General features: G+C 46.9%; 19 protein-coding genes and 1 riboswitch. Of the genes, 2 read left to right on the top strand and 17 right to left on the bottom strand.

Annotated elements, in window-relative coordinates:
• Positions 1–28: 28 nt before the first annotated feature.
• The 4 genes from HPY31_RS03770 to HPY31_RS03755 all read right to left on the bottom strand — a co-directional run bounded on the left by HPY31_RS03770 (position 29) and on the right by HPY31_RS03755 (position 5,261).
• Complete coding sequence (locus HPY31_RS03770; protein WP_172138516.1) at positions 29–1,114, bottom strand: serine hydrolase domain-containing protein; 1,086 nt, start codon at positions 1,112–1,114, stop codon at positions 29–31.
• Entirely contained in the window at positions 1,111–2,559 is a 1,449-nt protein-coding gene (locus HPY31_RS03765) for a serine hydrolase (protein WP_172138514.1), read from the bottom strand. Before HPY31_RS03765 ends, HPY31_RS03770 begins: the two co-directional genes overlap by 4 nt.
• A 27-nt stretch (positions 2,560–2,586) precedes the next feature.
• A complete protein-coding gene (locus tag HPY31_RS03760; protein WP_172138512.1) occupies positions 2,587–4,206 on the bottom strand; it encodes an ABC transporter substrate-binding protein in 1,620 nt (539 codons plus the stop codon).
• A 95-nt stretch (positions 4,207–4,301) separates the two neighbouring features.
• Positions 4,302–5,261: a MerR family transcriptional regulator gene (locus HPY31_RS03755; protein ID WP_256434392.1), complete on the bottom strand. Its 960-nt coding sequence runs from the start codon at positions 5,259–5,261 to the stop codon at positions 4,302–4,304.
• A gap of 306 nt (positions 5,262–5,567) precedes the next feature.
• Between HPY31_RS03755 and HPY31_RS03750 the strand changes: the two genes are divergently transcribed.
• On the top strand, positions 5,568–6,125 hold the full coding sequence (locus HPY31_RS03750) for a helix-turn-helix domain-containing protein (protein ID WP_015891143.1): 558 nt from the start codon (positions 5,568–5,570) through the stop codon (positions 6,123–6,125).
• Positions 6,126–6,191: 66 nt separating this feature from the next.
• Here HPY31_RS03750 and HPY31_RS03745 read toward each other — a convergent pair whose 3' ends face one another.
• The 4 genes from HPY31_RS03745 to HPY31_RS03730 all read right to left on the bottom strand — a co-directional run bounded on the left by HPY31_RS03745 (position 6,192) and on the right by HPY31_RS03730 (position 10,772).
• Positions 6,192–7,124 (bottom strand): D-alanine--D-alanine ligase, encoded by a 933-nt coding sequence (locus HPY31_RS03745; RefSeq protein WP_172138508.1) that lies wholly within the window; start codon positions 7,122–7,124, stop codon positions 6,192–6,194.
• 46 nt (positions 7,125–7,170) lie between these two features.
• Positions 7,171–8,661, bottom strand: a complete 1,491-nt coding sequence (locus HPY31_RS03740) for an aminotransferase-like domain-containing protein (RefSeq protein ID WP_172138506.1) — start codon at positions 8,659–8,661, stop codon at positions 7,171–7,173.
• A gap of 129 nt (positions 8,662–8,790) precedes the next feature.
• Positions 8,791–8,949, bottom strand: a complete 159-nt coding sequence (locus HPY31_RS03735; protein WP_216675411.1) for an aspartyl-phosphate phosphatase Spo0E family protein — start codon at positions 8,947–8,949, stop codon at positions 8,791–8,793.
• 428 nt (positions 8,950–9,377) lie between these two features.
• Positions 9,378–10,772 (bottom strand): helix-turn-helix domain-containing protein, encoded by a 1,395-nt coding sequence (locus HPY31_RS03730; protein ID WP_172138503.1) that lies wholly within the window; start codon positions 10,770–10,772, stop codon positions 9,378–9,380.
• A 274-nt stretch (positions 10,773–11,046) separates the two neighbouring features.
• Between HPY31_RS03730 and HPY31_RS03725 the strand changes: the two genes are divergently transcribed.
• Positions 11,047–11,262, top strand: coding sequence for a hypothetical protein (locus tag HPY31_RS03725; RefSeq protein WP_172138501.1), 216 nt, complete (start codon positions 11,047–11,049; stop codon positions 11,260–11,262).
• A gap of 39 nt (positions 11,263–11,301) precedes the next feature.
• Here HPY31_RS03725 and HPY31_RS29270 read toward each other — a convergent pair whose 3' ends face one another.
• The 9 genes from HPY31_RS29270 to HPY31_RS03685 all read right to left on the bottom strand — a co-directional run bounded on the left by HPY31_RS29270 (position 11,302) and on the right by HPY31_RS03685 (position 21,073).
• Complete coding sequence (locus HPY31_RS29270) at positions 11,302–11,379, bottom strand: hypothetical protein (RefSeq protein ID WP_483297059.1); 78 nt, start codon at positions 11,377–11,379, stop codon at positions 11,302–11,304.
• Between the two features lie 174 nt (positions 11,380–11,553).
• Positions 11,554–12,816 carry an aminopeptidase P family protein gene (locus HPY31_RS03720; RefSeq protein WP_172138499.1) on the bottom strand — a complete coding sequence of 421 codons (1,263 nt, stop codon included), beginning with the start codon at positions 12,814–12,816 and terminating at the stop codon, positions 11,554–11,556.
• Positions 12,817–12,957: 141 nt separating this feature from the next.
• Complete coding sequence (locus tag HPY31_RS03715) at positions 12,958–14,589, bottom strand: peptide ABC transporter substrate-binding protein (protein WP_172138497.1); 1,632 nt, start codon at positions 14,587–14,589, stop codon at positions 12,958–12,960.
• Between the two features lie 27 nt (positions 14,590–14,616).
• Positions 14,617–15,573 carry an ABC transporter ATP-binding protein gene (locus HPY31_RS03710; RefSeq protein ID WP_172138495.1) on the bottom strand — a complete coding sequence of 319 codons (957 nt, stop codon included), beginning with the start codon at positions 15,571–15,573 and terminating at the stop codon, positions 14,617–14,619.
• Positions 15,566–16,588, bottom strand: coding sequence for an ABC transporter ATP-binding protein (locus tag HPY31_RS03705; RefSeq protein WP_172138493.1), 1,023 nt, complete (start codon positions 16,586–16,588; stop codon positions 15,566–15,568). Before HPY31_RS03705 ends, HPY31_RS03710 begins: the two co-directional genes overlap by 8 nt.
• 13 nt (positions 16,589–16,601) lie before the next feature.
• A complete protein-coding gene (locus tag HPY31_RS03700) occupies positions 16,602–17,549 on the bottom strand; it encodes an ABC transporter permease (protein WP_016740612.1) in 948 nt (315 codons plus the stop codon).
• A gap of 4 nt (positions 17,550–17,553) precedes the next feature.
• On the bottom strand, positions 17,554–18,486 hold the full coding sequence (locus HPY31_RS03695; RefSeq protein ID WP_172138491.1) for an ABC transporter permease: 933 nt from the start codon (positions 18,484–18,486) through the stop codon (positions 17,554–17,556).
• Between the two features lie 109 nt (positions 18,487–18,595).
• Positions 18,596–18,700: riboswitch (SAM riboswitch) on the bottom strand.
• A gap of 122 nt (positions 18,701–18,822) precedes the next feature.
• Positions 18,823–19,617 (bottom strand): sulfite exporter TauE/SafE family protein, encoded by a 795-nt coding sequence (locus HPY31_RS03690; RefSeq protein WP_172138489.1) that lies wholly within the window; start codon positions 19,615–19,617, stop codon positions 18,823–18,825.
• Positions 19,618–19,654: 37 nt separating this feature from the next.
• The gene (locus HPY31_RS03685; protein WP_172138487.1) at positions 19,655–21,073 is read right to left on the bottom strand and encodes a rhodanese-like domain-containing protein; all 1,419 of its coding nucleotides are present in this window, start codon (positions 21,071–21,073) and stop codon (positions 19,655–19,657) included.
• Positions 21,074–21,123: the final 50 nt, after the last annotated feature.

Below are 21,123 nucleotides of genomic sequence, written 5' to 3'. Positions count from 1 at the left end.
CTTTTTTCTACTCTATAACTAACAATGACTATGGAATCATATACGGTTGTTCGAAAACAATATTCTCGACTGCCTCTATTACTTTTTCTGTCCACTCACGTTCCTGATCCACGTTCGTGAGATAAATCATTGTTTTATCTTTTTGGATATATCGTCTTAGCCAGCTTCGATACCCCGGCCAGCTTCCGCCGTGATGCACGACTTTTCCTGTCACCTGATCTTCACACAGCCGCCAGCCATATCCATAATGAGATAAACTGTTATCAGAAAGCTGCACTGGGGAAAATGCTCTCTCTAGTGTCGCTTTTTTGACCAGCTTTTCTGTGTAGAGAGCTCTGTCCCACTTACGCAAGTCATCCAGTGTTGAACTGACCGCGCCGTCTCCCTGAATGCCATCCAGATAAATGACAAAATCGTGCTCACTTGATTCATCCGGTAACACGATTGCTTCAGATTGAGGAGAATACACGTATCCATAGGCGTATTGCTGAGTTAACTCAGGAGAATATCTTCGGTTGTACACCTTCGTGTGCTTCATACCTAGTGGTTGAAAAATGTGTTGCTGCAAGAAATCGGCAAATCGTATTTTAGTTACGTGTTCTACAATAGACGCCAATAAAGCGTAGCCAGTATTACTGTACTCATACCTTTCATTGGGTTGAAACAACACGTCGGGTCGATGCTTGATCAGCTGTTCGAGTATGTCTTGATTCGTAGCAATTTGTTTTTTGTCCCAAGATTTCGAAAACAATTCCATGTAATCTGGCAACCCGGATGTGTGCACAAGTAGGTTCTCTACGGTAATATCGGCATACGGGAAACCTGGAAAGAAGCTATCCACTTTATCTGTATAGTCGAGCTTCCCTTGCTCTTGCAAGATCATGATGCCCATTGCTGTAAATGCCTTGGAAACTGATGCGAGTTCAAATACCGTATGCGGTGACAATCTCTCAGCCGTTTCCAGATTGGCGATTCCTATAGAATTTTGATAAAAAGGTTTCCCTTCTTCCAAAATCAAGATGTTTCCGCTCCAATTGTTTTTTTCGGCAATCGTAGAAAAAAGCTCATCAAGCTGACGGCATCTCGCATCACTTACGTTTGCGCGCTGGGTCATACTTCGTTTCCCCCACTCGTTTTATTATCTTGAATCGTAAATTGCCTTCCAGCAAAAGCCATTCGAACAATCTTATTATTTCCATCCCTGATAAACCGTGCGGAGAAATCGGTTCCAAAAGCCCGGATTACAAAGAGATCTTCAGCAAATGGTCTCATTACGTAGTTTTCTCCCAAAAAGGAGAGCATCAGCTGACCATTTTCCAATCGGATCGGCAATGTCCCAAACTCACTTGATTGATAATCCCCTGCGTATTGATCCATAGCTTCCTCGGTTAGGAAATCAATCTTGCTAACCAGATGGGAGGATTCCGGAGGGCGGTTTTCCAGACTATTTAACGCACCCACCATAACCGCCACAACAGGCGACAATTCTAGATTGGACAGTGCCACTCCGGCCAGTCCTGTTTCGGGAAAGAAGCACATTTGAGCCGTTACCCCTTTAATACCACCACTATGTTCCACAAGCGTTTTTCCGTAGTAGTCAGTTGTTATGACCAAGCCGTACCCGTAAAATTGACCAGGTGCCATATCAGTCGGAAAATAAGGGGTCATCATTTGTTGTACACTTACCGGGGTCAGGATACGAGTGCCCCGTGAGGTAATCCCACCTTTGCAGAACATGTCCGTATATTGCAACATATCCCGCACGGTTGATTTTATAAATCCTGCCGCCCGAGAAGCGGGAGAATCCCACCAGTTCGGAGATGAGAGCACTTCCTTGTGATCGCCTCTGTCTCGCATGATATACAGCTTTGTAATATTCTCATAGCCATTTAGCTCTTCCAGAAAAAAGATCGTGTGCTCCATCCCGATTGGATCGATGATATGCTCCTTGACATAAGCCTCATACGACTTCCCGCTGACGCGTTCAATGATCGCTCCCAGCAAGGCGAAACAGTCATTGGAATAACTGAACTCCGTGCCTGGTGGCCCTAGAAGCTCTAAATCTAATGTAGAGATTACACTCATCAGGTCTTCGTACGTATCGATTGGGACCGTTTCATCTGTCTGGTTTTGCATCAATGGAAGGTCTTCTACCTCGTTCGCGTCCAAGCTTCGCATCACACTTGCCAAAAATGTGGGCAAGGGGGGAATTCCACTCGTATTCGTCATAAAATGATGAATCGTGATTTGCCCCACATCAAGATTTTTCAGACGAAATTCTGGCAAGTATTTGACAACAGGGTCATGTACGGATAACTTACCCGCCTCTTGTAATTGCATGACCGCCACACAGGTAAAGGATTTTGTTATCGATCCAATTCCAAATACTGTATCGATTGTAACTCCTAACTGCCGTTCCACATCACGGAAGCCAAATCCGTTACTATAGAAGATTTGACCATCTTTTGCTAATCCCATACAAACACCAGGAACCTGACTTTTGGTTATCCAATTTTGGGCATATTGTTCAAAAGAATCAATCCATCCGTTATTTTGCATATGTTTCTCTCCTTTGTTGACATGTAGTTAGTTCTCGATCCAACTGTCATTATATGTCGGCATGACAGATGTCCACTTTACTCCCTTTATCCGAGAATTTATGACAGTAAAGGCCTTATCGTAATAGAGAGGGACAACATACGCTTGCTCAATGAGTTGCTTTTGTGTATCCATATACACTTGCTTTCTGGCATTCGTCTGTAAGGTTGTTCGACCTTTCAAAAGGAGTGCGTCCAGCTTGTCATCTTTTACACCAGACAGGTTGTAGGCACCGTTTGAATGGAAATAAAAGTATAAAATATCAGGATCATCATAGGCGCCCGATATCAACGTTACATCAAAATTTCCTTTGATGACTTCCTGCATGTACCCTCCTATTTCTAGATTCTGTATCATTATGTGGATACCAGCCTCTTCCAGCATGGCTTGGAGCAATTGGGCTTCTTTGTCAAAATCTGCGGTACTGAGTAAATTCAGACTCAGTGTTTTTCCATCCTTTTCTCTCACACCACTTCCGTTTACTTTCCAACCAGCATCGTCCAACAATTTCTTTGCTTCGACCACATTATACGCGTACCCGTACTCTTCTAAGGATTTGTCATACCCTAGCGTCGATGGAGATAGCGGTGTATGAGCCACTTCGCCTTCTCCCTGCGTAACCGCTTGGACAATGGCTTCTTTATTGACGAGCATATGAAATGCTTTGCGTACTTGAATATCTTGAAACGGTGGTCTCTTCAAATTCATTTCCATCAATAAGCCTAGTCCAGGACGTAAGCGTTCTATCACTTGATATTTCGAATTATTCCGATAATAACCCACGTCTTTCACAGGTATTTCCGTTGCTACATCGATAGCACCGCTCTCTAGCGCTGACAACCTGAGTTGGCTGTCAGCAATCGCTTTTATGACAAGTTTGTCGGCTCTTGGAGGACCTTGATTTTCATAATAGGGTTCTCCCCACTGAAAAGCTTCATTTCTAACATAGGTGACACCTGCGTCCGTATTCCAGCTCTCAAACTTCCACGGCCCTACTCCCACAGGACTCCTGCCGTAATCCTCCCCAGCCTTTTCAATTGCTTTCCGTGATAATGGCTGTGTTATATAATTCCCTAGTGAATCGAGGAAGGCAGTATTGGGTTCGTGTAGTTCCAAAACGAGGGTCTGATCATCTGGCGCTTTCACACTTTTTATTGGAGCCATTACTTCAGCGGCTGTTTTTGCTTTTGTCTGCGGATTAAGAGCACGATCAAAGGTTTCCTTAAAACTTTTGGCAGTCAGCGCTGTCCCATCGTGAAAGGTAATCCCGGAACGAATGGTAAAGGTCCACGTTTTGCCATCCTCAGAAATTTTATAGTCACTAGCCAGAGAGGGCTTGTATTCGTTTGAGGCAGGATCCTTATATAGTAGCGACCCACCGAGCAACCAGGTATAGACCCCAGCGGAACCAGCAGACATGTGAGCATCTAACGTATCCGGTTCATAAGGGTACGCTACTGTAATGGTTCCGCCCGATTTTGGTTTGACACTCTCCTGTTGCTCGGCTGGCACAGTTGTTTGCGTGCTACAACCAACCACCAGGAACAGACATAGCGTGACAAATCCCCCTAAAAAGACACTGTACGCTTTTCGGTTGTTTTTTTTCATGTGTCAGCATGCCACCCCTACCCTTTTCTTTTGGAAGAACTTCCGATGATGACAGATGATTTCACCTCCTTCGCATGCTGTAACAAAGCGTATATTTACTCGTTGTCCAGTTGTTGAAGCTTCCACTGTACTCCTTGGTAGAATAATTCATTTGTTTTCATATACGTTTGCAGACCTGGGTACAGGATTAAACAAATTCTTCTAAAGCGTTCAAGATTTTCGGTTTGGCTTGAAAGCAACCATTCAGCAAATCGACGGAAAAATGATGGCGAGACAGGGAGTTCGTCGACATCCGCAAACAGCAACACATACTCTTGAATATTCGCCTGTACGACAGGGCTGTCTGGCGTTGCATGTTGCTCCGCTGCTTTCAATAGCTGTTTATGGTTTTTAAGCAATCTGGCAGTCCACATCTCCACACTGATTTTAGGCAGGTGAACTACTTCCAGGAAGGACATAACATCCTGCTTCATTTCCCGGACAATCTGTGGATCATTAAACATTGCCTCCAACTCATCTAATGCAGCCGTTTGCGCTGCCGAAAGATTGCCTTCCAGCAACGAAGAGACGTTAACCCCTAGTAAAAATATCTCTCGCCATTCAACCGGAAATTGTTCAGGAAAAACGGACGAAAACATTTTTTCTAAAATAAACTTTTCTCGTTCCCATGCATCTGCGGAAATGGATTCAATTAGCTCGTGCATATAGCCGAGAGAATCATTGCCATCCTCACTCTGCTTTGTTTGTTCCAAAATAGACTTCATGCTGGCAAGCGTACGCATTTGGATGTCCAAAGCTTCGATTTGCCATTCTATCGCCCTATCAACAGGGATATCCCCAGCTAACATTCTCTTAATCTCATCAATTCCAAAGTTTAAATAGCGAAGGGTTAGGATCAGTTTTAACCGCCATATTTCCTCTGCCGTATACACACGATGACCTCCAGGAGTTATCTCGGCAGGTGAAAGCAGGCCAATCTCGTCATAATAGCGAACAGTGGGTACAGAAGAGCCTGTCATTTTCGCCACTTGTCCTATGGAGAACTTCACTTCCATTGTTGTTAGATCATGCTGTTGATTTTGTGTGGTGTCTAATCTGTTCCTCGCCTTTGCGTGCACGTTACAACACCCCTTTAGCCAATTATAAAACCTCATGTAGCTTGAGATTCAAGTGACAATATGAAAATTTGAATTACCAATCGCTTGATGAACACCTGATAAAATCGTGTTTTGCGTAGACATAGCATCTCTTTTCGTATATTTTGGACTATATAGTGTCTGTCCCGAACCATATACAGTTTATTTCTAGAAATCAAACGTATATACGTATAAGATAACGTCCGAATTTACTGGAGGGCATTTATGGAAGAGTTTCACACAAATATTGGAGAGAACATAAAGCGTATCCGGAAGGAAAGAAACTTGAGCTTGGATAAAACTTCTGAAATAACAGGCGTTAGTAAAACGATGTTAGGACAAATTGAGAGAGGTAAGTCTGCTCCAACCATCACAACCCTTTGGAAAATAGCTAGTGGGTTGCGCTTATCCTTTTCTTCACTCATTAGTCAATACAAGCCGAATGTTACGATTGTAAAAAAGAAGGAAGTAAACCCCATTATCGAAAATGACGGTCAATATCGTGTGTATCCACTTGTCCCGTATAATCCTGAACAACAGTTTGAGATCTTTTCAGTAACCCTTGAACCAGGATGCGAGCATATCGCAGAACCGCATACAACTGGGGTTGAGGAATTTATTCTCGTAAACGAAGGCACGCTAGAGGTTGTTGTCAATGAACAAATTTATGTAGTTGAGCCAGAAGATACTCTCATTTTCAAAGCGGACAGGCCACATATTTATCAAAACAACGGAGATCGTATCGTAAAGTGTTCGGTAATCATTCACTACTCCAGTCAATGAAAGCAAAGAGAAACCCCACTACATGCAGGGTTTCTCTTCTATTAGTGTTAGATCACTAGATAGATGCTATCCGTTTGCAGAGTCCCCCCATTCCCGTTTCCGCTCATGTAGCGAGCTCGTAATAATACGGTCCAGCAACTGTGTAAAGGTCATACCTGCCGCTGCTGCACTCTTTGGAAACAGACTGTTGGCGGTCATCCCCGGTAAGGTGTTCACTTCTAGTACATAAGGCATATCCTGACACAAAATCATATCGACCCTTGCATAGACTTTGCACTGCAGCAGTTGGTAGCTGGCGAGGGCTGCCTCTCGCACTCGCTGCTGGATAACGGGAGGAAGCTCGATCACCTTCTCCTCCGCGCCGCCATCCTCATATTTCGCTCGGTAGTCGAACCACTCTGAATGCGCCGAACGAATGCCGATAATCGGGAGTACCTCGCCATCCAGAATCGCGCAGGTTAGCTCCGTCCCTTTCAAATAGGGCTCAATCAAGATCCCCTGATCCAAATAACTGGCTTCCTGAACAGCCGACAGCAGCTCCTTCTCATTTTGCACGAGCTGGACACCAATGCTGGATCCCCCCAAATTTGGCTTTACAATCACCGGGTAACCCAATTGCTCCACCGCCTGTGGATCATAAACGTCCTTCCAGTAAAGACCTGCAGGCGTTTGAATGCCCGCCGTCTTCAGCAGCATCTTGGACAGTTGCTTATTCATACATAGGCTGCTTGCCAGTACACCGCTTCCTGTATAGGGGATACCGAGTGTCTCCAGCGCTCCCTGCACTGTGCCATCCTCACCATATTGGCCATGCAGCGCCAACAGCGCGAAATCGATGCCTGCCTGCTGAACCTGCGTGATTAAATCCGCTCGCTGTGTAATGACAATGGGAACTGCCTCATAGCGACTGCGATCCAAATGATTGATCATCTCTTGACCAGTCTTCAGTGAAACTTCACGCTCCGAAGAAATACCACCCATAATAACGCCTATCTTCATGATGACACCTCATTTTTCTTCCAAATAGTTGTTCGGTCTGTAATCGTTATGTCTCAAGTAAGCGACGCGCCTGTTTGCCGATTATCTGAATACCCCGCTCGATATTTTCATCCGTTACTCGTGAAAAACCGAGTCGCAACGTATTCGTCCCTGTTCCTTCTTGAATAAAAAATTTCTCCCCCGGTGTAAAAATGACACCCTGTTCTGTGCAAGCTTCTAGCAGCTGGTGTGTATTTACGACTGACGGAAAGGTAAGAAACAAATGCAAGCCCCCGTCGCCAGATAGCTGCGCCTCAGGGAGATGTGCTTCACAGCAGGCCTTCGTCAGTTCATATTTTCGCTTATATTCCATACGTGCTTTTTTGATATATTTATCGAAATTTCCATTCAGCAAATATTGATAGAGGATCGATTGATCGATGGTTGAGGTATGAATGGTGCGTGCACGCTTCATGCTTTCCAGATGGTCGAGCAATGCCTTGTCACCGAGCACCCAGCCCACTCGCAATCCAGGGAATAGTACCTTGGAGAAGCTACCAATATAGATGACTCCATTCCCTTGCCCTGCTGTTGCGATTAATGGCGCAACATGCGCTCCCGAGTAGCGCAGCTCCTCATTGAATCCATCCTCGATCACCGGAATCTGATAGTGCATCAGTAATTTCATAACAGCACTGCGCTTCGCTGGCGACATGACTATGCCTGTCGGATTGTGGTAGGAAGGAGTCAAATAGGCCAAATCGAAGCTGTTTGTCTGCTTCTGCAATACCGCCTCAAGCTGCTCCACATCAATACCATCGCTCTCCATCGGAATGCCAGTTATCTCAAATCCTTGCAGCTTCAAATTCTTGATCGCTGTATGATGGGTCGGATTTTCACAAATGGCTGCTCCACGGCGCGAAGAAGGACGAAGTGCCGACAACACGATGTCGAAACCTTCTGTAAACCCGCTTGTAATCAGCATATCCTTACCGCTTACATCAACGCCTTTATTCTCCATATAACGCATCAAGTAATCGATCAGTGGCTTGTAGCCCTTGGCATAGCCGTAGTTGAGCAGCACCTGCCCTTCGATTGCCATCCGATCCATAAAGGCCCGCCTAACATCCCCTAAATCAAACAACTGCTCATCCGGCGCGATGCTTGTAAATGAAATGGTTGCTTTTTTGGCGCGTATGCCCTGTTTCATCATGTCCAGTTCTACAGCGGATACAGCATATTCGTTCATTCGTGCCTTCCAGTCGATTTGCCATGCGGCAGAGCCTTCCGTACCTCCGTTATTTGCAGCCAAATGCCCCATCATAGTAGCTACATAGCTGCCTTTTCCTGGAATCGCATACGTAAATCCGTCATCCTCTAGGCCTTCGTAGGCAGCAATGACTGTATTGCGGCTCACCTTTAGCAGACTGCTCATTTCTCTTGTGGAGGGCAACTTTTGATCTGCTTGAAGCGCACCCTTGATTATTAAACGTTTGACATATTCTTTCACTTGTATCGCGACTGGACGGTCACCAACAAGTCTGAAATCCTGGAACATCCTTCATCGCCCCCGTCTATAATGATGGCATGGGAGACGAAAGAAAAAAAGAACCACCGCACTGGATTTTTCATCCTTCGGTGGTTCTTTTTTCGCAATCATTTTTTAGTAGGCCGCTAGTGTATCCTTTTACCAGATGCTATCCGTTTTATGGTTGTTTTGTGCCATCACAATATATTTGTCCAATTGCTGGCTTACCCCCAAAACTACGTCACTTGTAAGACCATGTTTTCCGGCCAATTCAATCATTTGCTGTCGAAGTTGTTCGATGCTTGTTTCTAGGTCCAAGTGGTGGCGACTTGCTTCTCTTCCCCCGCCCCAGATCGTGCACTTGCTTTTCGGGGATGTTCCTAGGTGCACAGAGACGTCCCTTTCTATTGAACTTACAAGAGCTTTTATGTTAAGCACCTCCTATGATTTACAAATTATGACATTAATAACTATAAATGAATATGCAAGAAATCACCAACTAAGGAAAAATGGAATAGAAAAAAACATCCTATCGAAAGGATGTTTTTTTGTGTGTATCTTATCAAGTATTTTCTAAAAATCTGCACCATGCTGATAATTAATTACGTGTGCTGTGTCAGACTTTTGTGGTTCGTACACGATGCCGCTGCTAAACCCAAACGTTAGAAGAAGTGCTAGGAATACATGTTTCATTCTTTTTCATCCTCTCTACTTATCATCTTTTTTGTTATTGTTGATACATCGTTCTACAACTCGTCTATACATGTAGCTTCAGCCTTCTTCTCTCCAATTACAATGGCTTGATATTGGAGGATTTGTGATGGCGAGGCAAGATGTCGATATTTTTCAAACAACTGTACACATTGTAGAGCATCATAATGTCGATTCATCAAATCTGATAGAACGAAACAGTGCAGGGTTTCATTGATTCCACTTTCAATGCGTCCCTTTGTAAAATCATATTTTGCTTTCTGATATCGATATTGGAGGTGCTGAACCATATTCACCAACATTGTTCGTTCATGGAATCTAGCAATATCTTTAGAGAGGCGTAATAAAACCTCATCCACACAAAAATGATATTTATTTGCTGCTTCCATAATCGTAACGAGACCCGGAAGTATTTCAACAGGCTGCTCCACCAGATAGTTGGTATATTCCTTAATAATTTTTTCATTCCCCATTAATACTTCCAGAGTGTAAAAATTCGCTCTCGCAAAGACAGTAAACCGCTCAACGATTCTAATCCCTTCATCGTCCAGAAGTTCAAACCAATGTAAATCGGCGTATGCTTGTACATATTCTTTGGATTGGGAATAAGCGCCTTGCATCTGTAGGACTAATCCTTTATATAAATAGCCCATTCCGTAGTAGTAGACAAGCGGACGTTCTGTTTTTATCAACTCTGTCGTTCGATTTTTTCTGCATTTTTGCAGCTTATCTTGATAAATAATTTTGGAAAGCCCTCGTAGCTCATCTGCGTAAGTTTCTGCTTCACTCCATTTTTGCAAAGTGAAACACACCTTCGACAAATTTAATAAAGCATCTAATTGATCCGTTTCGGGTAATCGCTTTCGATATGGCGAAAAGCGAATAACAGCCTTCTCATTTTCATCAGCATTTGTCCCGAGAATTGCCTGAAATAATCGGTAGTGACTCATCACAAACTGGGTAGAGTAGCTATCTTTCTCGTTCTCAATTACGTACTCATAGAATGGCACCGCCTTTCCCAGTTTTCCATCCTCATATAATTGCTCTGCCACAGTAAAAAGGATGGAGATATTTTTGGGATTCTCCAATAATTGGGAGGCAACAGCTTCGATGCAATCCTTTCGCCCATTCTCAGCGCTTCGAATCAAGTAAGGTATCAATCGGGGGCGCGAAATTTTCCCTTCATATAAACATTCATCGGGATAAAGTTCATACATCCAGCCTGGCTCGTAGCCAAACACCTCAGCGAGCGCGTCTAATTGACTGATCGTAATAGCCCGAGGCGGCTTCCCATTTAGAATCTCGCTCAATGTGCCCGGATTAATACCAGTTAAATCCCCTAGTTTGCTCAATGTATAACCGCGTGCTCTCCGATGTTGTTCGATTTCTGACCGCAGCGACTGGTGCAATGTCCCTAGCAGTCCCCCCATAATGGATCACCCTTTTAGTTTTGCTTTATTTTACAACCAAATGGTTATTTTTGGAAGATGCATAAGATATATCTTATCGTTTTAATGTACGAAGATAAAAAAAATTCAGACTACACCTCCCGATCAAAACAGCGGTAGCCATGGACCAGAAAATAAAGTCCTAGACTCCCGCTGTATTCTTGACAATCCCCTCAGTATTCTGATACATTATTTTGCCCGCTAGACGAAGTGCAGAATTAATAATCATTACGTTAAAAATCGGGGAGGTATTTAAATGGAATTTAATATATCTGAATTAGTTGAAGCAAAACGTCAAATTGATTCAACTTTACACAAACTAAGAGAAACAGTAAAAACTTTCGAAGCGAAAGAAAATCCCAATAAATATAAATCTCAAATTACCTTAGCGAAAAGGCGGATAGAAGCATTCGAAATTTCAGTGTTTCTGATTGAAAGAGAAATAAATGACCTTGATAAAAAAGGTAGTTAGTTTTAGACTCAATTATCAATCTTTACTGATATTGCGCCATTAGTTTGTCCAGCTTTCTCTCATAACATGAATCAACTCGTCTGGCGCTTTTACCTTTGCATCCGTACCCAATCCTATAAAAAAGTGGCCGAAAAATGGAAGGCTGCTCGTGGGGATTCGATTCCCCAGCCATCCTGTGCAGTCTTCTCATGGCTTGCAAAAAATACAGCAAGCGCTTCCCCTTCCATAAAGCGACTGGGGGAAACCCCGGAGCTTTATAGCGTTCATCGTACCCCTTCTTTTAAACGTTCGCTATTCCTTTTTCCCAATCAACAATTCCACTTCTTCGATTTCCTTCGGAATCTGCGATGAGAGCACCTCGTAGCCGTCTGCTGTTACTAACACATTATCTTCAATCCGAATGCCAATCGCTTCTTCCTCTATGTACAGACCTGGTTCAATCGTGATCACCATGCCGGGTTGCAAAGCAGCACTGTAATCCGAGACATCATGCGTATCCAGTCCAAGGTGATGGGACACGGAGTGATAGTAGTATTTAGACAGCTCACTGCTGTCTTGGATGAGACCGAGACGTAGCAGGCCTTCTGTCAGGACTTGTTTCGTCACATCATTGAGTTGTGTAAGTGTGACACCAGGCTTGACTGCTTCTATAGTCTTGATTTCTGCTTCGAGCACGAGCTGATAGATCGCTTTCTGACGTTCTGTAAAGCGACCGTTCACGGGAAACGTTCGCGAAATATCAGCCGCATAGTAATTCGATACTGCACCGAGGTCGAGGAGGACCAAATCACCATCTTCTGCACGCTGATCATTCGCTTCATAGTGCAAGATCGTAGCATTGATACCGCTACCAATGATAGGTAAATAAGGAAGCTCGCGAACACCATGCGACTTCAACGTGAAATCATAGTACGCTTCTAGCTCATATTCCATGATTCCAGGACGTGCATGCGACCACATGCGACGGATTGCTTCATCCGTGATCGCAATCGCACGTCTGATTTCTCCGATCTCTGCTGGACTTTTCAACATACGCAGTTCTTTCAGCCATGGGCCCGCATCGTGAATCTGCAGGGTCCGGTATTTCTTCTGCGCGTCTTCAGCAAAAATCTCTGCAGGGGTCAGCTCGTCGCTCCACTGATAGCGATACAAGTCGAGATAGAGCGAGCACTTGCCTTCGCAGCGTCTCATAAAGGTTCCAAATGACTCCAGCCACTCGTCGAGATAGTCGAAGTGTTCGATACCAGACTGCTCTTTCGCCTCTTGATCCGATAAGACGGCCCCTGTCCATTTCGCTTCCAGTTCATTTGGGCGCTGAAGAAATAGCGTTTCGTTCACGATGCCAGCGCGTTTCGTGATCATGAGAATGAGGTTGCTGCGCGCAATGCCGGTTAGATAATAGAAGTTGCGGTTCGGTGAAAACAGGTATTTATCGTCATTGCTGCGTGTCTTGACACCCCCCGAAAAAAGGACAATTGCGCTGTGATCAGGCATTTTTTCCGCGAGTTTTTGACGGCGGTTGATGAACTCTAGTGAATGTAAGGTTACTGTCATTAGTTTTATACCCCCTCGTTCGTGAGTTTCTTCTTATTGTAGGATACTTTCATCATTTGGGAAACGAGTTTCAACAAAGAGCAGTTGCTCTCGGCAAACTGCTCCTTGTTATCGTAGTCTACGACCGCATTTTATGAAACGTTACTCTGCCACTCTTTTCGCCCAACGCAGATCCGGTGTCCCGGTTACACTGAAACGGACGCCTTCGATCTTTTTGCTGTTGAGGTAGTTTTCGTTATTGAAAAAAACCGGGATGACGGGCATGTCCTGCATCAAAATGGTTTCAGCGTCATGCAAAAGCTTCATGCGTGCTTCCTCGTTTTGCTCGACCTTTGCTTTTTCGATCAGCTCATCAAACTTCGGGTTGGCCCAGTTGGTGAAATTGCGGGAGCTTTTCCCAGTATATAGCTCCAGCATCGCGAGCGGATCAAGGTAATCGCCGCCCCAACCCATGCGGGCAATCTGGAAGTTTTTCTGCTTGAACGTATCGATGTATGTTTTCCACTCCTGATTCTCCAGCTTCACTGGCACACCCAAATTTTGCTTGAACATTTCTTGCAGGGCTTCGGCGATCTTCTTGTGGTTTTCCGCGGTGCTGTATTTCAGCGTAATCGGCGGCAGCTCTGTCCAGCCTTCTTCCTTCAAGCCTTCAGCCAGGAGCAGCTTCGCCTTGGCCGGATCAAACTGATAGTAAGGTGCTACTTCTTCGCGGAAGTCCTTACCCGAAGGAGTTTTCACCCCAAATGGCGTATAGCCGTACGCTGGAAGCTGGCCTCCCTTGGTCACGTTTTTCGTCAGGATGTCCCGATCGATCGCGTAGGAAAAGGCCTGACGAATTTTCGCATTCGTAAACGGCTTTTCCTCTACGTTAAACGTGTACGTATAAATGCTGTAGTCCGGGAATGATTTGTACTCTTCTTTTTCTTTTTCCTGCTCAATCACGTCGATCGGCAGGGAATCAATCAGATCAAGTGCTCCTGTTTTGAACATCTGGTAGTAGGTAGTCGCTTCGTTTACCATCTTGAAGTGGACGGTGTCCATCGTTACTTTTTCTTTCTCCCAGTAGCTCTGGCTTTTGGCGATTGTCAGTTGGCTATTGTGGTCCCAGCTCTCCACGGTGTACGGGCCATTGGTTACGATGCCTTTCGCTTCGGACGCCCAGTTTTTGTCTGCATCCACGACTTTTTTGTTCACTGGCAGATAAGCGCGACTCATCATGATTTTCGGGAAATAGGTGATCGGATCTTTCAGTCCAACGATGAGTGTTCGGTCATCCTTTGCTTTGATCTGAACGTCATCCACGCTGCCTTTGCCCGTGTTGAATGCCTCCGCGCCTTGTATGTAGTAGAGTGCAGATGGTTCATAGGCGGCAGTCTGTGGATTCAACACACGCTTCCAAGAGTATTCGTAGTCATGCGCCGTCAGCGGATCGCCGTTCGACCATTTCATCTCGGGGCGCAGAGTAAACGTGTAGGTTTTGCCGTCCGGGGAGACTTCCACCTTTTCGGCTGCGCCTTCGCTGATGTCCCCATTTTGGCTGTATCGGTACAAACCTTCATACAGATGATCAATTACCCAGTACGATGTGGTATCGGAAGCGAATGCCGGGTCTAATGTGTACGGTTCGCCCCGTAGATTAGCGGTCATGACTTGTTTGATAGCTGTCCCCGTCTGTTGATCGGAAGATGCAGCTGATTTATCGCTGCCGCACGCAGAAAGCGCAGGCACAGCGAGAGCTAGCAATGCAACAAAAGTAAGCAATCCCTTTTTCATGATGATTTCCTCCTTGTTCTCCTCTGTCTACTGTACAAGATGGCAAGCGATCCAGTGTCCGTGCCTCACCTCCTTCCAATCCGGTGCTGTTTCGGCGCAAACGCCTTGGGCAACCGGACATCTGGTGCGAAACGGACAACCGCTTGGCGGATGAATTGGGCTGGGTGGTTCTCCAGTCAGTACAATCTGCTCCCGCTCTTCGCGCTGGGCTGGATGGGAGACGGGCATTGCCGAGATCAGGGCTTGCGTGTAAGGATGTAGCGGCGTGGCAAACAGCTCCTCGCTCGGTGCAAGCTCCATCATCTGCCCCAGGTACATCACGCCAATCCGGTCGCTGATATGCTTCACCATCGACAGGTCATGGGCGATAAATAGATAGGTGATAGACCGCTCTGCCTGAAGATCGGCTAAAAGATTGACGATTTGCGCCTGAATGGAGACATCCAGTGCGGAGATGGACTCGTCTGCCACGATAAAACTGGGCTCCACCGCAAGCGCACGAGCGATTCCGATACGCTGCCGCTGTCCGCCGCTAAATTCATGCGGAAAACGTTTGGCGTGGCTTGGGTGCAATCCTACTAGCTCGAGCAGCCGATAGATGCGCTCTTCTCGCTCTCTTCCTTTTGCCAATCCATAGGAGTCGATTCCTTCGGCGATGATGTCGCCTACCCGCAACCGCGGATTGAGTGAGGCCTGCGGATCCTGGAAGATCAGTTGCATGTGGCGATTTGCTTCCCGTCGCTCACGTCGATCCATCCTGGCGATATCTTTGCCTTGAAAAAGGATGCGCCCTGCAGTAGCCGGGTACAGGCCCACGATCGTCCTGCCCAGCGTAGACTTGCCGCAGCCGCTTTCCCCAACGATTCCAAGCGTCTCCCCTCGCCTGATTTCAAAAGATACGCGGTCAACAGCTCTAACCCGTTGGCCTTTGCCAATCTCAAACGATTTCGCGAGATTCTCCACTTCTACTAGGTTGTCACCCATGTGTCTCCCTCCCTGCTACCATCCACACTTCTGCTCCCCGGGCACGCGGGTCGTTCAGCCAGCAGCTGGCCTCATGCTGATTGAAAAACGAATTTGATTGCGGCATATGCTCCAGGCAAATTTCCATGGCAAACCGGCAACGGGCAGCGAAAGGGCACCCGGCAGGTGGACGAAATAGATCCGGGGGTGTCCCTTCGATGGGGATCAGCCGTTCTTTTTTACCTGCTTCGAGCCGTGGCACAGACTGCAACAGCCCTTGTGTGTATGGATGGCGCGGATTGTCAAAAATCTCTCCTACCGGGCCGCTCTCCACCACTACACCTGCGTACATGACCGCTACATGATCGGCAACCTCTGCGACTACGCCCAGATCGTGGGTGATCAAAATGATCGACGTGTTTAACTGCTCCTGCAACTCCTTCATCAGACGAAGGATCTGCGCCTGAATGGTCACGTCGAGCGCCGTCGTCGGTTCATCCGCGATAATCAACTGCGGTTGGCAGGCAAGCGCCATAGCGATTCCGACACGCTGCCGCATTCCTCCGCTTAGCTCGTGCGGATATTGTTCAAATCGCCTCGCCGCCTCTGGAATACCTACTCTCTCCAGCAGTTTCAGCGTCTCTTCCTTTGCTTCCGTCTTCGTTTGCTTTCGATGTTTGATCAGCCCTTCTGCAATCTGTTGACCGATTTTCATCGTGGGGTTCAGCGAGGTCATCGGGTCCTGAAAGATCATACCGATCTGCGAGCCGCGAACCTGCTGCCATTCCAGCTTCGTCAACCCAGTGAGTTCACGCCCGCGAAACTGAATGCTGCCTCCTTTTACCTGACCAGATCGGGGTGGAATCATCCCCATCAATGCCCGAGCTGTCACACTTTTTCCGCAGCCGCTTTCCCCCACAATCGCCAGCGTCTCTCCCTCCTTCACAGAAAAGGAAACCCCTCTTACTGCCTGCACCTCTCCACCGTACGTGCGAAAGGAGACGCGTAGCTGATCTACTTCCAATAAAGGCTTCATGATGTACTCCCCCTCATTTCCTGATCCGTGGGTCCAGTGCATCCTGCAAACCGTCCCCGAGTGCATTGCACGCGAACATCGTAAGCGAAATCATGAATCCCGGAAAAAACAGCCGCCACCATTGTCCGCTCAGCATAACCGCCAGCGCGTCGTTGGCCATGGTTCCCCAGCTGGCTGTTGGCGCTTGCACACCCAGCCCAAGAAAGCTGAGAAATGATTCGGCGAAAATCGCGTGCGGGATCGTGAAGGTCAGGTTGACGATGATGACGCCGATCGTATTCGGAAGCAGATGTTTGATGATGATTTTGGTATGTGAGGTGCCCAGTTTTTCTGCGGCCAGCACAAACTCTTGCCGCTTGATCTGCATGATTTGTCCTCTGACCAGGCGGGCCATCCCCACCCAGCCTGTTAACGAAAGGGCAATAATGATGGTTGCGAGTCCAGGCTCCAGAACCACCATCAGCAGGATTACCACCAGCAGATACGGAATGCTGTACAGAATTTCGGCCAACCGCATCAGGATGTTGTCTACATGGTCGCCCAGCTTGTTCCTCCCTGCCATGTAACCGGATATCCCGCCGATGCATACACCAATCACGAGGTCGATGGCTGCTGCCGCCACACCAATAAACAAAGAGATTTGTCCGCCTGCCCAGGTACGTGCCCACATGTCCCGGCCCAAGTCATCCGTTCCAAACCAGTGCTCACCTGACAGTGGCAGATTTCCTTTCGTCAAAGACTGTTCATGTGGACTGTGGGGAACGAGCAGCGGACCGATGATTGAGAGGGTCACCACTGCTGCGAGCAGGAAGAACCCTAGCATTGCCAGCTTGTTACTGAATACCCGCTGCAATACCTCCTGCCAATACCCAAGACTCGGACGCTCCCGAATTTCCTCAGAAAGCCGGTTTCGGTCGACTGGTCGAAACAGGGAATCCAGTTGTGTTGCCTGATTGGCCATAATGCTACTTCCCTCCACTCGTTAATCTGATGCGCGGGTCAATCACCCGATACAGCAGGTCGATGATGTACAAAGTAAAAATGAGCACAAAGCTGTAAAACACAGTGGTTCCCAAAATAACGGGATAATCGCGGTTAAAAATGCTTTCCACGAAGTATTTGCCGAGCCCGGGAATCGCGAAAATCTTTTCCACCACAAAGGTTCCGGTCATCAGGTTGGCAAACAGCGGACCGATAAAGGTAAGAACAGGCAGGATGGCATTGCGCATCCCGTGTCTAACGACAATGGAAAAGGTGCCAAGCCCTTTAGCCTCTGCCGTGCTTATGTATTCCTGTTGCCAAACCTCAAGCATGCTGGCTCGTACAAAGCGCGCGATGATGGCGAGCGGACCGATAGCGAGCGCAAGTGTTGGAAGAATCGAGTGCTCCCAGCTCCCCCATGCAGCGACGGGTAAAAGCTCCCATTTGACCGCTAAGTACTTGATCAACAGAGGCGCGAGAATAAAACTGGGGACGGAGATCCCGATGATGGCAGCAAACATGGACAAGAAATCCAAGGTTCGATTGTGATAGAGTGCCGCTACGATTCCCAGTGTGATTCCACCTGCCAGTGCGACCGCAAACGACTGGAGTCCCAGAACAGCCGATGCGGGAAATCCCTCTGCAATCAGTGTGTTCACATCCCTCGTCTTGGACTGGATAGAGGGCCCCAAGTCAAATTGCAGCAATCCTTTTAGATAGAGCAGGTACTGTACCGTGATTGGCTGATCCAGGTTGTACTCCGCTCGCATGTTCTCCACCACTTCTTCTGGAAGCATTTTGGCATCTGATGCGAATGGATCACCTGGAATCAGGTGCATGGTCACGAACGTTACCGTGACAATCATCCACAGCGTAACGATCATGAGAAAGCCACGCTTGACTGCATAATAAAGCACGTTGTTTCCTCCTTTGAACTACACATAGTAAAACGATATGAATACTATGGATTATAAATATAGAAAACCCCTCTCCGAAAAGAAGAGGGGCGATTGCACGTTTCCCACCTTCTCATCTCGCAGAATAACTCCGCAGGAATTAGCACCGTAAGGTCAATCAGACCAAGGTTGCCGGGTTTCATCGGGCCAGTCCCTCCACCACTCTCGATAAGAATGTTCTATGAAATTTAATTTCATTGTAAAATTCTTTTTTATCTTATCATTTTACTCGGATATGTCAATGCTGTTCCATGACAATTGATTTTTCTTTATTTTGTTTGTAAAAAAAGTAAATCTTCATACACGTATGAATAGGAGGATGTCAGCCCAAATCTTAATCGTGGTGGCTAGGATCAACAAGGCAAGAATGGATTGGAGAATCCGCGTGCCCAAACGTTTGCTGACCTTCGTACCGAGCGGCGCTGCCATGATGCTGGCGATAACCATGATCACGGATGGCCACAGCAATATGTCCCCTGCCATCCATTTCCCTATCGTCGATCCAATGGAAGATAGAAAAGTGATGGCAAGAGAGGAAGCAATCGCAACTCTTGTCGGTATCTTGAGGATGATCAGCATGATGGGAACCAAAATAAAAGCGCCCGCTGCCCCGACAATTCCGGAGGCACCTCCGACCATCAAAGCAGATAAGACAGCTGTTGGTTTATGAAAGATAACCCTGGTCGTCTGTTCACGTTCGTCCACTCCCTTTTTTGGCAGGAACATCAAGATTACAGCAATCGTGGCCAGGATGGCGTAAACGATATTGACGGCATCTGCCGAAAGAAATTTTCCTCCATATCCTCCAAGCAAGCTCCCGACAATAATGGCACTTCCCATGTACACAACGAGCTGGTAATGAATAAGCCTATCTTTCCGCAGAGTCCAAAGAGCTGCTAGGGTGGCAAAAAATACTTGGACGGCACTTATTCCGGATACTTCGTGAGCTGTGTAAGCAACGAATCCAAGGGCGGGCGGAATGTACAGTAGCATCGGATACTTGATGATGGAGCCCCCGATTCCGACGAGACCAGAGATGAACGATCCCACGAAACCGATAATAAACAGCGTGATCACTAGGTCGATAGTCATAGGCTCACCCTTTGCAGCAACTCGCTTTGATTTCGTTTTATCCTCGTTCTACTACTGGCAAGCCGTCTATTTGCCATTGTAAGATTCCGCCGCTCAAATTCATTACATCCTTGAATCCGTTTGCTTTAAGAATGCTTGCACCTATAGCGGATCGGGCACCGGAACGGCATTGTACGAGAAGCGGTTTATCGTGAGGAAGCTCATCTAGCCGCATGGCGAGTGAACCGAGCATGATGTGCTGTGCATCTTGAATATGTCCTTCCTTCCACTCAGCCAGATTACGTACATCTACTACGTGAACCTCACTCTTTTCCACCCGGTCTGCAATCTCCAGCGGTGTTACCTCTTCAATTGTCTCGAGCGAAGACAATTCCCTTTCCATTAGCTTGGAGCTGTCGATAAAGCCAGTGACAAGATCAATCCCAACAGCACGCAAGGCTTGCAAAATCTCGTCCAGCTCATCTGGGGTGGTCAGGATCTGAACGGGGCGATCGTAATCGACAATCCAGCCCGCCCAGTTGGCAAATGACTTGTTGAAGGGAATGTGAAGTGTTCCCGCCAGATGCCCCTTCGCAAATTTCTGGAAAGGTCGCGTATCGATCATCTGTCCGTTTTCCAGCGATTCCTTTACCGCTTCTAGCGAGTTGAACTCTTGAACAACAGGGAGCTCCTTGAGCAAAGGAGGGCCTTCCTTATTCACGCGTTTCATCACGGCAAAATACGTTGGCGGCTCTGGTTGTCCATCCAGGAGTGCCTGAACGAATTCCTCTTCACTCGTGTGTGACATCGCCCAGTTAAAGAGCTTTTCATAGCCGACGGTAGAAGACGGCACGGCCCCTAATGCTTTCCCGCAAGCACTTCCTGCGCCATGAGCTGGCCATACCTGCATATAATCCGGCAGTTGCTTGAATTTTTGGAGGGATTGGAACATGGCTCTTGCACCTAACTCGGACGTCCCCTTCATTCCCGCCGCTTTTTCAAGCAAGTCCGGTCTGCCGATATCACCGACAAAGACGAAATCTCCGGTGAAGATCCCAATGGGGCGATCTGCATTCCCTCCAAGGTCTGTCAAAAGGAAGGAGATACTCTCAGGTGTATGGCCAGGGGTATGCATGACTTCAAATAGCAAGTTTCCGATAAAAAAGCGATCCCCATCGTGCACAAGCTGATGGTTCAAGCCTTTCACGTATTGATATTTCCAATCTTCATCGCCCTCATTGGATAAAAACAGCTTCGCTTGATGAACTGCGCCCAGTTCCCTGGCACCAGATACAAAGTCAGCGTGAATGTGGGTTTCGGCGACGGCTACAATGGTAACTCCCTCTGCTTTGGCGACTTGAAAATAAGGAGCCAGATTACGGGCGGGGTCGATTACAATCGCCTCCCCGGTTTTTTGGCAGCCGACCAGATAAGATGCATGGGCCAGCTTCTCATCATAAAAGTAACGCAATAACATCGTGTATTCCTCCCTTAACCTGTCTATGATTTGTTTGCTTTTTCCGCGAG

The sequence above is a fragment of the Brevibacillus sp. HB1.3 genome (assembly GCF_013186635.1).
GTDB classification, from domain to species: domain Bacteria; phylum Bacillota; class Bacilli; order Brevibacillales; family Brevibacillaceae; genus Brevibacillus; species Brevibacillus brevis_D.
Note: the sequence above shows the minus strand (reverse complement) of the source record. Positions and strands in the feature narration are given on the sequence as shown.